Below are 13,646 nucleotides of genomic sequence, written 5' to 3'. Positions count from 1 at the left end.
CGGACCCGCCCGTGTACTCGCTCAGACCCCTGCTGACCGCCCGTCCGGGGTCAGGACACAGGCTCTCAACGCCCCTGCAACGCCTTGACGTTGTTGCCGAACGACCACGCCTTCGAGCCGTCCCAGTTCAGCGACCAGGTCATCAGGCCCTTCAGCCCGCCCCGGTAGGTGTTCCACGCCTGGCCGACCAGGCCCGGCGCCATGTAGCCGCCGCCCGCGCCGGGCTGCGCCGGCAGGCCGGGGACCTGCTTGTCGTACGGCACCTTGATGGTCGTCCCCTGGATGACCAGCCCCTTGTTCAGGCAGTCGGTCTGCTTTGTGAAGCCCTGGACGGTGCCGGCGGAGTAGGCGTCGCCGGAGCAGCCGTACATACTCCCGTTGTAGTACTGCATGTTCAGCCACCAGAGGCGGCCGTTGTCCGCGTATTTCTTCACGATGGGCAGGTACGCGCCCCAGATCGAGCCGTACGTGACGCTGCCCCCGGTGACGTACGCGGTCTCCGGCGCCATCGTCAGGCCGAAGCCCGGCGGCATCTGGGCGAGGACGCCGTCGATGATGCGGATCAGGTTGGCCTGTGAGGCCGACAGCGTGTTGATGTTGCCGCTGCCGGTCAGGCCGGTCTCGATGTCGATGTCGATGCCGTCGAAGTTGTACTTCTTCAGGATCGGTACGACCGTCTCGACGAACCGGTCGGCGACCTTGCCGGAGCTGAGGTCGATGCCGGCCGCGGCGCCGCCGATGGACATCAGGATCGTCTGGCCCGCCGCCTTGGCCTCGCACATCTCGGCGGGCGTCGCGACCTTCACGGTCGCGTCCATGCCGTCCTCCCACAGCACCGTGCCGTCCGAGCGGATGACGGGGAAGGCGGCGTTGAGCACGTTGTAGCCGTGCTCACGGATCCGGGGATCGGTGATCTTCGTCCAGCCGAACGGCGGGTGGACGCCGTTGGCCGCACCGTCCCAGTTCTCCCAGTACCCCTGGAGCACCTTGCCCGCGGGCTTGGACTTCACCGGGCAGGTCGCCTCCCGCGGTGCGGCGCTCGGCGCCGCGGCGGTCAGCAGCGGGACGGCGCAGGCCGTCACCAGAGCGATTCCGAGCAGACGGGACGCCCGACCGAACATGATGTGCTCCTTTCCGGCCGTGGCCGGCGGTGACGGGGAGGGGGAACCGGTGGAGCGGGGGAGGCGGCGTGCGGCGGGGGTGGCTGGGAACCGCAGTGCGCGCTGCCCGAACCGTAGGGTGGCCCACCGGGGCCGTCAATAGGTCTGGACCAACTCGGTGCGGTGCGGTTCCTGACGGGACGTCGGCAGGTCACGGGCCCGCCGCAGCGGCGAGCAGAGCAGGAACACGGCGGCCAGCGGAATGCCCGCCGCGGTGATCCACATGGCCGCGCGCAGGCCCAGCGCGGAACCGAGCGCGCCGCCGAGCAGCGCGCCGAGCGGGATCGTGCCGTACCCGAGGAAGGTCGTACCGGCCGTCACCCGGCCGAGCAGCCCCGGCGGGCAGTAGCGCTGCTGGAAGCCCGCCTTGATCACATTTCCGGCCACCACCCCCGCGGCGACGCAGCAGCCGCCGGCCATGAAGAAGACGACCCCGGCGCCGCCGGTGGTCAGCGGGATCAGCAGCGCGAACAGCGCGAGGCCGAACTCGAACAGCAGCGTCGCGCGCGCCGTCCCCAGCCGCGCGGCGGCCCGGCGGGCGAGGAAGGCGCCCGCCACGCCCCCGGCACCGGTCACCGCGACCAGGCCGCCGACCACCGCGGGCGACAGCCCGACGCTCCGGACGAGGAAGACCACCCGGATCGTCTGGTACCCCATCAGGGCCAGGTTGGACGCGGCGCCGAACAGCGTCAGCGTACGGAGCCAGGGATCACCGGCGATCAGCCGCAGCCCCTCGCCGACCTCGCCGGCGAGCCCTCCGGGGCGCCGCTCCGTACGGCGCACGCGGGGCTCGCGGTGCCGGATGCCCGCCAGGCACAGCAGCGCGACGAGGAAGGTCGCGGCCTGCGCGAACATCCCGTTCACCGCACCCGCCGCCTGGGTGATCAGCCCGCCGGAACCCAGCCCGGCGACCTGCGCGGCGGACGCGCTGCCGTGCAGCTTGGCGTTGCCCTCGGCCTGGTCGTCGGGAACCAGGATGCTCGGCAGATAGGCGGTGCAGGCGGTCTGGAAGAACACCGTCGCCGTACCCGTCAGCAGGGCGACGGCCAGCAGCAGACCCGTACTCAGCAGGCCGCACCACGCGGCCACCGGCACACCGGCGAACAGCAGTGCCGAGACCGCCGCGGCGGCCAGCATGACGGGCCGGCGCCGCAGCCGGTCCACCCAGGCGCCCACCGGCAGGCCGATGACCAGCCACGGCAGCCAGGACGCCGCACTCAGCAGCCCCACCTCGAACGTCCCGGCGTGCAGGGTGGAGACGGCCACCAGCGGCATCGCGACCCCGGTCACCGACGCACCGAACTTGCCCGCGGTCTCGCCGCACCACAGCAGCCGGAAGTCGCGGTGGCGCCGCAGCAGACCGCCGCGCCGCTCCGCGTTCCGGCTCACGCGCCGCCCCGTTCTCTGCGCGGGAAGGACTGCAGCTGTACGACGACGGGCAGCGCGTCCGGCGCGGCGGCGGCGCCCGGCGCGGGGGTGTGGCGGGCGACGACCTCGAACAGCTCCGCGTTCAGCGCCTTGAGCTGTTCCGGGGTCAGCCGCAGGTCGTGCCAGTCCGCGACGGTACCGGCCTGCCGCCAGGTCTCGTCCCAGTCCTCGTTGACGTAGTCCGTGACCCGGGTGAAGTACTGCTGCACCAGTTCATGCAGATAGACGAAGAGGGCGCCCCGGGAATCGGGGTCGTCGCGGAAATCGGCGGTGTTCAGGTCATTGGTCACGCCGACCCGTTTCCACCAGCGCTCGCGCTTGGTGCCGCGCCCGGTCTCCTCCTCGATGAATCCGTGCTCGGCGAGGTGGCGCAGATGCCAGCTGACGGTACCGGTGTTCTCCCCGAGGCGTGCGGAGAGCCGGGCGGAGGTGGCCGGTCCGTCCAGGGTGAGCAGTTCGAAGATGCGCATCCGCAGGGGGTGGGCCAGGCCGCGCAGGCTGCGGGCGTCCAGCCGGCGGGCGGGACGGGAGGGGGCGGGGCCCGTGGTGCGGGCGGGGGCGGAGTGTCCGGGCTGGTCAGGCATGACGGCAGCCTAGGGTGCAGAGAGTCCTCTGCAAAGGGGTTGCAGAGAAGTCTCTGCAACTTCGCGGGCATACAAAAACCCCGGTCCGTATTGACGGCCGGGGTGAATCTCTGCGTATATTAGGCGTTTGCATGTCTTGATAATTCTTCAATACATGACTCGCCACTAGAGAACACGGTATCGGAGCGGAGCTGAATTGTCAAACGAGGAATTGCGGCAGGAGCAGGAATTCACCGACCTGCTCTACGAACGCCTCGCCGAACTGCGGGCCGGAACCGAGTCCGCCGTTCAGCGCGCGCTGCCGCTGGAGGGGAACAACTTCCAGGCCAGGCTGGAGCGCGATGTGACGGTGGCCGAGCAGTCCGGGCTGCTGGCCGCCCTCGACGCCGGGGAGAACGGCCTGTGCTTCGGCCGCCTCGCGTTCCGTGACGGCGCCGACCACCACATCGGCCGGATCGGCATCCGCCGCGACGACGCCGACCGTACGCCGATGGTCATCGACTGGCGGGCCGACGTCGCCCGCCCCTTCTACCTCGCCACCGGCCACACCCCCATGGGGCTGCGCCGCCGGCGCCACATCACCACCCAAGGGCGGCGGGTCACCGCCCTGCACGACGAGATCCTGGACCTCACCGACACCGAACGCACCGGCCACGAGGGCTCCGACGCGGACGCCGTACTGCTGGCGGCCCTCGACGCCGCCCGTACCGGCCGGATGCACGACATCGTGCAGACCATCCAGGCCGAACAGGACCGGATCATCCGCGCCCCGCACCACGGCGTCATGGTCGTCGAGGGCGGCCCCGGCACCGGCAAGACCGCCGTCGCCCTGCACCGCGCCGCATACCTGCTGTACGCGCACCGCGAGCAGCTCGCCCGCCGCGCCGTGCTGATCGTCGGCCCCAACCCGGCCTTCCTCGGCTACATCGAGGAGGTGCTGCCCGCACTCGGCGAGACGGGCGTCCTGCTCGCCACGCCCGCCGAACTGTTCCCCGGCGTGACCGCGACCGGCACCGACACCGCGCGCGCCGCCGAGGTCAAGGGCGGCGCCGCGATGGCGGACGCCCTCGCCGCGTACGTACGCGACCGGCAGGCCCTGCCGGAACCCGCCCTCGTCATCGACCACGAGGACGGCGAACTGCTGCTGGACGCGGAGATCGCGGCCGCCGCCCGCGAGCACGCGCGCACCACCCGGCTGCCGCACAACCTCGCCCGCCCGTACTTCGCGTTCCACGTCATCGACGCGCTCACCGCGCAACTGGCCGACCGGATCGGCGCCGACCCGTACGGCGGCCCCAACCTCCTGGGCCCGGACGACGTCGCGCAGCTCGGCAAGGCGGTCGCGGCCAGCCCCGACGTGCACGCCGCGATCCAGGAGCTGTGGCCCGAACTCACCCCGCAGCAGCTGGTCGCCGACTTCCTCGCCGACCCCGTCCACCTCCCGGACGCCGACGCGGACGCGATCCGCCGCGCCAACGGCCACCACGGCCCCTGGCCGGCGGAGGACGACTGGACACCCGCCGACATCGCGCTGCTGGACGAGGCCGCCGAACTCCTCGGCGAGGACGACTCCGCGGCCCGCGCCGCGCAGGAGGCGGAGCGCCAGAAGCGGATCACGTACGCACAGGGCGTCCTCGACCTGTCCTACGGCTCCCGTACCCAGGAGTTCGAGGACAAGGACGACGAGGACTCCGAAGTGCTGGCCGCGCACGACCTGATCGACGCCGACCGGCTCGCCGACCGCCACGAGGAGGCCGACCACCGCAGCGCCGCCGAACGCGCCGCGGCCGACCGCACCTGGGCCTTCGGCCACATCATCGTGGACGAGGCGCAGGAGCTGTCCGCGATGATGTGGCGGCTGCTGATGCGGCGCTGCCCGACCCGCTCCATGACGCTGGTCGGCGACCCGGCGCAGACCGCGGAGCCGGGCGGCTGCGGTACCTGGGAGTCGATCCTCGCGCCGTACGTGGACGACCGCTGGGAGCTGGTCCGGCTGGGCGTCAACTACCGCACCCCCAGCGAGATCATGGACATCGCGGCCGAGGTGCCCCGCGCCGCGGACGCCTCCTTCGCGCCGCCGCGCTCGATCCGCTCCACCGGCGTACGGCCCTGGGCGCTCGGCACGACCGCCGGTGACCTGCCGCGGGCGGTCGCCGACGCGGTCGTACGGGAGACGGCCGACGGCACGGCGTCCCGTGCGGCGGACGCGCAGCAGCACGGCGACGGCGGTACGGAAGCCGGCGGCCCGGGGGAGGGCCGGACCGCGGTCATCGCTCCCCGGCCGTACCACCCGGCCCTGGCCGCCACGCTGTCCGCGGCCCTGCCCGACGTGTCCACGGGCGCGGCCCTCGACCTGACCCGCCCGGTCGTCCTGCTCGACCCCCGGCAGGCCAAGGGGCTGGAGTTCGACACCGTGATCGTGGTCGAACCGGCCGGGTTCGGCACCAGCGACCTGTACGTCGCCCTCACCCGGGCGACGCAGCGGCTGGGCGTGGTGCACGCCGGGGAACTGCCGAAGGCGCTGCGGTCCCTGGCGGACGCGGCGCCCGCGGCCGCCGGTCCGGTCCGCTGACCGCGCGGTCCGCACACCTCGCCGGCCGTACGGTACGGGCGCCGCACCCTGTGCGGCGCCCGCGTACCGCGCGGCCCGCGACGGGTTTGCCGAACCGGCAAAACCTCTGGTCCGAAAGCACGCCCGTCGAGGATGCTCACGGCAGCGGCGTACGGAGACCGCCCGCCGCCGGACGACCGAGCGAGGAGCCCGCGATGTACGAGCACACCGACACACTGCCCCCTGCCGAACACCGGACGGTGGACGTCCCCGGCGGGCGCGTCCACCTGGTCGAGCAGGGCACCGGCCCCCTGGTGCTGCTGCTCCACGGCTTCCCCCAGACCTGGCGCTCCTGGCGCCACCAGCTCCCGGCCCTGGCCGCCGCGGGCTTCCGCGCCGTCGCCGTCGACGTACGCGGTTACGGGCGCTCCTCGAAGCCCGCCGACATCGCGGCGTACCGGATGACGCAGCACGTGTCCGACAACGTCGCGGTCGTGCACGCCCTGGGGGAGCGGACCGCGACCGTCGTGGGCCACGACTGGGGCGCCACCATCGCCGCGCACACCGCACTGCTCAAGCCCGACGTCTGCACCGCCGTCGGACTCCTCGGCGTGCCCTACACGCCCCGCAACGGCGTCCGGCCGTCGGACGTCTTCGCGATGATGGGCGGTGACGAGGAGGTCTACGTCAGCTACTTCCAGCAGCCGGGCCGCGCGGAAGCGGAGATCGAACCCGACGTGCGCGGCTGGCTGGCGGGCTGCTACGCGAGCCTGTCCGCCGACACCATGGGCCCGGAGGCCGTCCCGGGCTGCTTCTTCGTCCCGCCGGGCAAGAAGATGTCCGACCGCTTCGTCCGCGGTGTCCGTCCTGCCTGGCTCTCCGAGGAGGAACTCGACGAACTGGCAGCGGAGTTCGAGCGTACGGGCCTGACCGGCGGGCTCAACCGCTACCGCAACGCCGACCGGGACTGGGAAGACCTCGCCGCCTGGGACGGCGCCCCGATCACCCAGCCCTCGCTCTACATCGGCGGCGACCGCGACGCCTCCACGACCTGGCTGGCCGACGCCATCGAGGCGTTCCCCACCACGCTCCCCGGCCTGACGTCCAGTCACCTGCTCAAGGACTGCGGGCACTGGATCCAGCAGGAGCGGCCCGAGGAGGTCAACCACATCCTCATCGAGTGGCTCCGCCCACTGGTCTGACGGCTCGGCGGCGGCTCGGCGGGCTCGGCGGGCTCCGTGGTCCGGCGGCTCGGTGGTCCGGCACCGCCGCGCCGCGGGAAGGTCACTGCGCGCTCGCCGTCGGCCGTACGACGAGTTCGTTCACGTCGACGTCGGCGGGCTGGGCGACCGCGAAGGCGATGGCGTTCGCGACCGCGGAGGCCGGGAGGGCCACCGCGCGGTAGTCCCGCATCGCCTGCCGGGCCGGCGGATCGCCGATGCCGTCCGCGAGTTCGGACTCGGTGACGCCGGGGGAGACGACGGTGACCCGGATGTCTCCCCCGGACTCCTGGCGCAGCCCCTCGGACAGGGCGCGCACCGCGAACTTCGTGGCGCAGTAGACCGCGGCGGTCGGCGACACCTCGTACGCGCCGACCGACGCGATGTTCACGAAGTGCCCGCCGCCCTGGGCCCGCATCACCGGCAGCGCGGCGGCGATCCCGTGCAGCACGCCGCGGACGTTCACGTCCAGCATCCGGTCCCACTCCTCGGTCCGCAGCGCCTCCAGGGCGGACAGCGGCATCACCCCGGCGTTGTTGACCAGGACGTCCACCCGTCCGTACGTGGCGCGCGCCGCGTCGACGAACGCCCGTACGTCGGCGGCGTCGGTGACGTCCAGCCGCCGGTACGCCGCCGAGCCACCCGCGTCGGTGAGCCGGCCGGTCAGCTCCGCCAGCCGCTCGGTACGGCGGGCGCCGAGGAAGACATGATGTCCGTCGGCGGCCAGCCGCTGCGCGGTCGCCTCGCCGATGCCGCTGCTCGCGCCGGTGATCAGGACGGCCTTGCGGCGGTCGTCGCCGGTCCGCGCGGGGGTGGTCACATTCATGCTGTGCTGCCTTTCGAGAGCTCATTCACCTGCGCTCGAAAGCCTGGTGCACGGCGTACGCGGCCACCAGGACGGACCGTGCCCGGGTGCACCGCACCCACCCTCCGCCGTCACCGTGGACAGCGTGTCAGCGCACCAGGGGGAGGAAGACCGTGTCGACGATCTCTTCGAGGACGTCGTCGGGGACGGGCGCGAAGGTCGTGAGGATCTCGTGGCGCAGCAGGTCGAAGGGGAGCGACCTGATGCGGTCGGTGAGGCGTTCCGGTGTGACCTCGCCGCGCTCGACGGCACGGTCGAAGAGCACGTCGACCGCCTCCTTGCGCCCCGTGGCGAGGGGGTCGACCAGGTCGCCGGGCCTGGTGCCGGTCGCCTGGTGGTAGCCGGCCAGCTGCACGCTCATGACCGTGACGAGCTGGACGCGGGTGGCGTTGATCTCCCGCATGAGCGTGAGCACGTCGCCCCGCAGGCTCCCCGTGTCGGGTACGCCGAGGCGGTTCTCCTTCAAGGTGTGGACGATGGCCGCCCGGACGAGTGCGTCGCGGTCGGACCAGCGGCGGTAGAGCACGGGCGGGCTGGTGCCCGCGCGCTGGACCACGGCGTCCATGGTGAACCTGGCGTAACCGCCGGCGGTCAGCTCTTCCCAGGCCGCGTCGAGAAGGGCCTTCTCCAGTGCCGCGCCGCGGCGCCGCTCGGGCATCCGGACCTCCGGTCTCCGTTGGATAGATTTGCCTATCTTACTTTAGCGCCCTACGCTGACGGTCGTAAGATAGAGTCCTATATCTAAAGGTGGCTCTCCATGAGCACTGCCCGTGACACCGGACCCGCACCCACGACGGCGGGCTCCGCCCGTGCGGACCTCGGCCCCGCGGACTCCGTCCGCACGGACCCCGGCCGTCTGGACCCCGCCGTGTGGCGCACGGCGTCGACGGTCGTCGTGGGCGCCCTGGCCGTCGTCTTCGACACGACCGTCGTCAGCGTCGCCCTCAACGACCTGGTGGCCGGACTCGACGCCCCGCTCGCCACGGTCCAGTGGGTGGGCACCGGCTACCTGCTGGCCGTGTTCGTCACCATCCCGCTCGCCGGATGGGCCCAGGCCCGCCTGGGCGGCAGGCGGTTGTGGATCGCGTCCCTCGGTACGTTCCTGCTCGGCTCCGTGCTGAGCGCGCTGGCATGGGACGCCACCAGTCTCATCGCCTTCCGCGTCGTCCAGGGCCTGGGCGGCGGCATCATGATGCCCCTCACCGTCACGCTGGTCATGCAGGCCGCCGAGGGCCGCAACGTCGGCAAGGTGATGGCCGTCATCACCGTGCCCACCGCGCTCGGCCCGGTCCTCGGCCCGGTCCTCGGCGGTGTCGTCCTGCACCTGGCCGACTGGCGCTGGCTGTTCCTCGTCAACATTCCCTTCTGCGTCATCGGCGGCCTGCTCGCCCGGCGCAACCTGCCCGACGACCGTCCCGCACCCGGCCACCCCCGCGCCCGCCTGGACCTCGTCGGCCTCCTCCTGCTCTCGCCGGGCGTCGCCGCCGTCCTCTACGCCCTCTCGCGCGTCGGGGGCAGCGCGGGCTTCGCCGATGCCCAGGTGCTCGTGCCGCTGGCCGGCGGACTCGCCCTGATCGGCGGCTTCACCGCGTGGGCACTGCCGCGCCCCGGCGCACTGGTCAACCTGCGGCTCCTGCGCCACCGCGCGCCGGCCTCCTCGGCGGCCCTGAGCTTTCTGGGTGGCATCGCCCTGTACGGGGCGATGATGCTGCTGCCGTTGTACTGGCAGCAGGTACGCGGCGAGGACGCGCTCGGCGCGGGGCTGCTGCTCATCCCGCAGGGCGTCGGCGCGCTCCTCGCGCGCGGCCTGGCGGGTACGTACACCGACCGCATCGGCCCCCGCTGGGTCGCTCTCGCCGGATTCGCCCTGGTCGCCGTGGCCACCGTGCCGTTCGCCTGCGTCACCGCCGGCACCGGCGAGGTGCCGCTCATGGCCGCACTGCTCGTCCGTGGCGCCGGCATGGGCGCCGCCATGATCGCGCTCTCCGGCGGTGCCTACGTCGGCCTGGACCACCAGGAGATCCCCGACGCCGGCATCATCACCCGCGTCGCCCAGCAGCTCGGCGGCTCGGTGGGCATCGCCGTGCTCGCCGTCGTCCTCCAGCACGCCACGGGCGACGCCCGCAGCCCGGGCGCCCTGGCCGCCGGCTTCGGCGACGCCTTCCGGTGGTCGGCGGCGTTCACCGTCGTCGCCGTCCCGCTGTGCCTGCTCCTGCCCGGCCGCCCGAGCCTCGGAAGCCGTACGCGCGACTCGCGCACCGGGTGAACGTCGGTACACGTCAACTCCGCTCCCGGGCCGAGGAGGTCCTGGCCCGCGCCGCCCAGGGTCCGGGCGGTCCGCCGCCCGAGCCGGCCGGCATCTTCGCGCACGGCCTGACCCCCGCCGACGCGGACGACGACGCCGTACCCGGCTTCTTCCGCGACCTGGGCCTGCCGTTGCTCCGCGCCCGGTACTCCCCCTCCGGCACCCCACGGCAGGCGGTCGAAAGCGCTGGCAACTCCCGCACGGCCAGCCGCTTTTGAGCCGGAACACCGCTAGACTGGCCCCATGCACCTAGTCACTCCAGGCGCATAGGGAAGCCGGGCCCCGCCACGCAAGGGGGCGGGGCGGGGCCCGGCGTCTCTCCGTCGGACAGGGCGAGTTCCCTTACTCGCCCTGGCAGCGGAGGCACGTTCGCTCCGCTGCGTCGTCTGGAGTGAAGGAAGGTGCAAGATGGCCGCGAAGGAGCAGAGGTCGTGGACCAAGGAGCTGGCCTCGCGATTCGCCGTCGCCGTCGCCGTTAAGGCGCTGTGGACGGCCATTGCGAGGATCGCTCTGCGCGACGACGCCTGAGTGACGCCGTCCGGCTGACCCCCGGCAGGGCCCCTTCCCGTTCGGGGGTCAGCCGTCCCGATCCGACCGCCGTGACCTCGTGCACCTGTGCCCCGTTCGGGCGTAAGTGCCGCCCGTTGGCGCGTAGTTGCTGCTCTGGCAGTGCCTTTTCGGTCGGGTGCGCACCGGATGCCCCCCGACTGCGCTCCGGGTGCATCGGCCCCCGGCCCGGCCGGGCAGGCTCCCCGCCTACATCGTCCGAACATGTGCTGTACGGGGGTGCCGGTGGGGCGCAACAAGGAACTGATGACGGCTCTGCTCAACGTCCGCAGGACGCTCGCCGAAGAGATCTCGGGGCTGGACCGGCGTCTGGACGACTCGCGGCACGAGGTACTGGAGCGCCTCACCGCGGAAGCGGCGGAGCTGCGGCGCGACAGCCGCGAGGCCCGCGACCACGCCGACCGCAACACCGCCGCCGCCACGGAGACGGAACGGGCCGTGACACTGCTGCGGCAGGAGATCTCCGCCGTCCGGCAGTCCGTCGCCGGAATCCAGCAGTCGCTGGACGCTCTGGCGCGGCACCCGGTGTTCGACACGGAAGCCGACGGCCGGCCGGAGGCCCCCGACGACGGCGAGGACGGCGGCGACGGCGCCGGTGACGCCGAGGAATCCGAGTGGACCGGCCCGGACCTGATCGACGCCGGGCAGGAACCCCCCTTCCCGCCGCTCGCGGACGGCGATGACGGCGAGGACGGCCACGATGAGCGCGATGCCGGGAGCGATGCCGAATGCGGCGTCGAGACCAGTGCCGACAGCGGGGCCCGCGACGATGCCGGGAGCAACGCCCCGAGCGGCCAAGACGATCCCGGCATCGACCACCCCGGCCACCCCGGCCATCTCGACCACGAGCGCATCCGCCGCGAGACCCAGGAGGACGTCGACCACGGCGTGCTGCTCCTGAAGGCGGCCCAGGCCGGGCCGGTCGTCCTGGTCTGTCACCGCGAGGCGTGGGAGTTCTTCGCCGCCTGCGCCACCGGCAACGAGCACTTCCGTTCCGCGTACGAGCTGGCGGACGAGGGCAACGGCCGGGTACGGGCCGTACTGTCCGGCCGGTCCGTCATCGGTGCGCTGACCGCCTTGCGCCGTACCCGCGACGACAGTCATCTGGACGGCACGTGGGCCCTGGCGAGCGCTTTCTACTCCCGTCTGGCCGAGGGGCTGCGCGGTACGGCCCGGGACGGGAGGCGGCCGCTGACCGTCGTCTTCGACGACGGAGTGCGGGGCGCCGCGGCCGGCCCGGACACCGATTCCGGTGCGGCGCGGACACCCGACGCGTAGCGCTCACGCGCCACCACACCGCGAGCTGAACAGTATCGATTGATTTTCGATCGATACCGATCGACAATCGATAGATGCACCGCTACTTCATCGCCATCCTCCGAGCGGGTATCGCCGCAGCCATCCTGTTCGGCCTCTTCGGTCAAGCCGTGGTCATCCCGTCCACGGCGGCCGACGAGGTCGACCGCTTCCCTCCGTACGCCGCGTTCGCCGTGCCCTACGTGGTGGTGGCCATCGTCGGTGTCGCCTGCGTGCAGGTGGCGCTCGTCGCCGTGTGGATGCTGCTCACCATGGTCGAGCGCGACGCCATCTTCACGCCGCGTGCCTTCCGCTGGGTCGACGTCATCATCGGAGCCGCGGTGCTGGCGACCCTGCTGGCCGCCGGTGTCACCGCACACCTGGCGGTGGCCGAAATACCTTCCCCCGACGACGGTATGGACGTCATCGGCGCCCTGGCCACCGCGGTCGTGGCCGTCGGTGTGGGGGCGGCGTTCGCCATGCTCGTCGTCGTCATGCGGAGCCTGCTGCGCAAGGCGACGGACCTGGAGACCGAGATGGCCGAGGTGGTCTGATGGCCATCGTCGTCGAACTCGACGTCCAGCTCGCCCGGCGCAACCTGTCCGTCGGCGAGTTCGCGGACGCCGTCGGCATCACGCCCGCCAACATCGCCGTACTGAAGAACGGCCGCGCGAAGGCCGTGCGCTTCACGACGCTCGACGCGATCTGCCGCACCCTGGGCTGCCAGCCCGGTGACGTACTGCGGTGGGTACCCGACGACGGCACGGACGACGACGGTGAGGCGGACTGAGCGGCGCCGTCGGTCTACCGCGCCCGTCCGTACCCGGAATCCTGGCCGGCCGACGCGTTCCCGGTCGCTGCCGCGAGCACCGGTCGCGCGGTGCCGTATGCCGCGGCCATGGGAGAGCTGCCGGCGGTGACGAACGACTTGATGCCCGCCAGGTAGGCATCGCGGCCGACCAGGCCGTCGCCGTCGGTGTCGAGGGCGTCGAAGGCCGCGGCGGCGTCGGGCCCGGCGTTTCCCGCGGCGGTGCGCAGGCGGATGAACTCGGCGCGGTTCAGGCGCCCGTCGGCGTCGAGGTCGGCGATGTCGAAGAGGGAGCCCAGCGCGGGCCGGCAGGAGCGTTCGAACGTCTCGTGGCCCACCCAGGCGCGGTACTCCTCGAAGGTCACCCGGCCGTCGTGGTCGGCGTCCATGTCCGCGAAGACCGCCTCATGGGCGGCGAGCGCGGCGGGGACGACCGGATGGTGGGCCTCGCGTCCCATGGCGGACGCCACGCGGTCGACCCGTGCGAGGTATTCCGCACGGGTGATGGCGCCGTCACCGTCCACGTCCAGCATGGCGAAGATGCGGTGCTGCGGTGAGTCGGACAGGGGGTGGGGCACGGCGCTTCCTCCCGGCTGCTCTCATGGACTTTCAGCCGCGAAGATACTCGTGCGAAGCGCAGGAGACGCGCATTCCGTCAGTGGCGCGCGGGATGCTTTCCGGAGATCGGAACGGCGCGCCCGTGGGTCGACCGGTCGGAGGGGCCACCGGGCGTCGGGCGGCGGGCAGCGTGACCCACAGCGCCGTCGTGCCCGATCGCCGGGAGCGGGACGGCACCACCGCACCCCGCCGCGGACGCACCCCCGTGCCCAGGCGGGGTCGGGGCGTGTCAGCCGGTGTGCGG

13 protein-coding genes are annotated in these 13,646 nt (G+C 72.6%); 7 read left to right on the top strand and 6 right to left on the bottom strand.

Annotation, left to right across the window (positions count from 1 at the left end; translation table 11 throughout):
• Positions 1–65: 65 nt before the first annotated feature.
• From AB0L45_RS38375 to AB0L45_RS38365, 3 genes are all read right to left on the bottom strand, one after another.
• Complete coding sequence (locus AB0L45_RS38375) at positions 66–1,121, bottom strand: chitinase (protein WP_365848423.1); 1,056 nt, start codon at positions 1,119–1,121, stop codon at positions 66–68.
• Positions 1,122–1,256: 135 nt separating this feature from the next.
• Positions 1,257–2,549 carry an MFS transporter gene (locus tag AB0L45_RS38370; protein WP_365848422.1) on the bottom strand — a complete coding sequence of 431 codons (1,293 nt, stop codon included), beginning with the start codon at positions 2,547–2,549 and terminating at the stop codon, positions 1,257–1,259.
• On the bottom strand, positions 2,546–3,172 hold the full coding sequence (locus AB0L45_RS38365; protein ID WP_365848421.1) for a helix-turn-helix domain-containing protein: 627 nt from the start codon (positions 3,170–3,172) through the stop codon (positions 2,546–2,548). The genes AB0L45_RS38370 and AB0L45_RS38365 overlap by 4 nt, the downstream gene beginning before the upstream one ends.
• Positions 3,173–3,383: 211 nt before the next feature.
• Here AB0L45_RS38365 and AB0L45_RS38360 point away from each other — a divergent pair, with 211 nt between their 5' ends.
• Both AB0L45_RS38360 and AB0L45_RS38355 read left to right on the top strand, forming a co-directional pair.
• On the top strand, positions 3,384–5,744 hold the full coding sequence (locus tag AB0L45_RS38360; protein WP_365848441.1) for a UvrD-helicase domain-containing protein: 2,361 nt from the start codon (positions 3,384–3,386) through the stop codon (positions 5,742–5,744).
• Positions 5,745–5,938: 194 nt separating this feature from the next.
• On the top strand, positions 5,939–6,925 hold the full coding sequence (locus tag AB0L45_RS38355; RefSeq protein ID WP_365848420.1) for an alpha/beta hydrolase: 987 nt from the start codon (positions 5,939–5,941) through the stop codon (positions 6,923–6,925).
• An 82-nt stretch (positions 6,926–7,007) separates the two neighbouring features.
• On the opposite strand, the gene AB0L45_RS38350 is transcribed toward AB0L45_RS38355, so the two are convergent.
• A complete protein-coding gene (locus tag AB0L45_RS38350; protein WP_365848419.1) occupies positions 7,008–7,769 on the bottom strand; it encodes an SDR family oxidoreductase in 762 nt (253 codons plus the stop codon).
• 127 nt (positions 7,770–7,896) lie between these two features.
• On the bottom strand, positions 7,897–8,466 hold the full coding sequence (locus AB0L45_RS38345; RefSeq protein ID WP_365848418.1) for a TetR/AcrR family transcriptional regulator: 570 nt from the start codon (positions 8,464–8,466) through the stop codon (positions 7,897–7,899).
• A gap of 99 nt (positions 8,467–8,565) precedes the next feature.
• Here AB0L45_RS38345 and AB0L45_RS38340 point away from each other — a divergent pair, with 99 nt between their 5' ends.
• The 5 genes from AB0L45_RS38340 (at position 8,566) to AB0L45_RS38320 (ending at position 12,766) form a co-directional block, all read left to right on the top strand.
• On the top strand, positions 8,566–10,074 hold the full coding sequence (locus AB0L45_RS38340) for an MDR family MFS transporter (protein ID WP_365848417.1): 1,509 nt from the start codon (positions 8,566–8,568) through the stop codon (positions 10,072–10,074).
• On the top strand, positions 10,071–10,331 hold the full coding sequence (locus tag AB0L45_RS38335; protein WP_365848416.1) for a hypothetical protein: 261 nt from the start codon (positions 10,071–10,073) through the stop codon (positions 10,329–10,331). Before AB0L45_RS38340 ends, AB0L45_RS38335 begins: the two co-directional genes overlap by 4 nt.
• 553 nt (positions 10,332–10,884) lie before the next feature.
• The gene (locus AB0L45_RS38330) at positions 10,885–11,958 is read left to right on the top strand and encodes a hypothetical protein (RefSeq protein ID WP_365848415.1); all 1,074 of its coding nucleotides are present in this window, start codon (positions 10,885–10,887) and stop codon (positions 11,956–11,958) included.
• A gap of 74 nt (positions 11,959–12,032) precedes the next feature.
• Positions 12,033–12,530, top strand: coding sequence for a DUF2975 domain-containing protein (locus AB0L45_RS38325; protein ID WP_365848414.1), 498 nt, complete (start codon positions 12,033–12,035; stop codon positions 12,528–12,530).
• On the top strand, positions 12,530–12,766 hold the full coding sequence (locus AB0L45_RS38320; RefSeq protein WP_365848413.1) for a helix-turn-helix transcriptional regulator: 237 nt from the start codon (positions 12,530–12,532) through the stop codon (positions 12,764–12,766). Before AB0L45_RS38325 ends, AB0L45_RS38320 begins: the two co-directional genes overlap by 1 nt.
• Positions 12,767–12,780: 14 nt before the next feature.
• Here the strand turns inward: AB0L45_RS38320 and AB0L45_RS38315 are convergent, their stop codons facing one another.
• Positions 12,781–13,362, bottom strand: a complete 582-nt coding sequence (locus tag AB0L45_RS38315; RefSeq protein ID WP_365848412.1) for an EF-hand domain-containing protein — start codon at positions 13,360–13,362, stop codon at positions 12,781–12,783.
• Between the last annotated feature and the right edge of the window lie 284 nt (positions 13,363–13,646).

Source organism: Streptomyces sp. NPDC052496 (genome assembly GCF_040679095.1).
GTDB lineage: Bacteria > Actinomycetota > Actinomycetes > Streptomycetales > Streptomycetaceae > Streptomyces.
The sequence above is the reverse complement of the archived record's forward strand: the minus strand, read 5'-3'. Positions and strand labels throughout refer to the sequence as shown.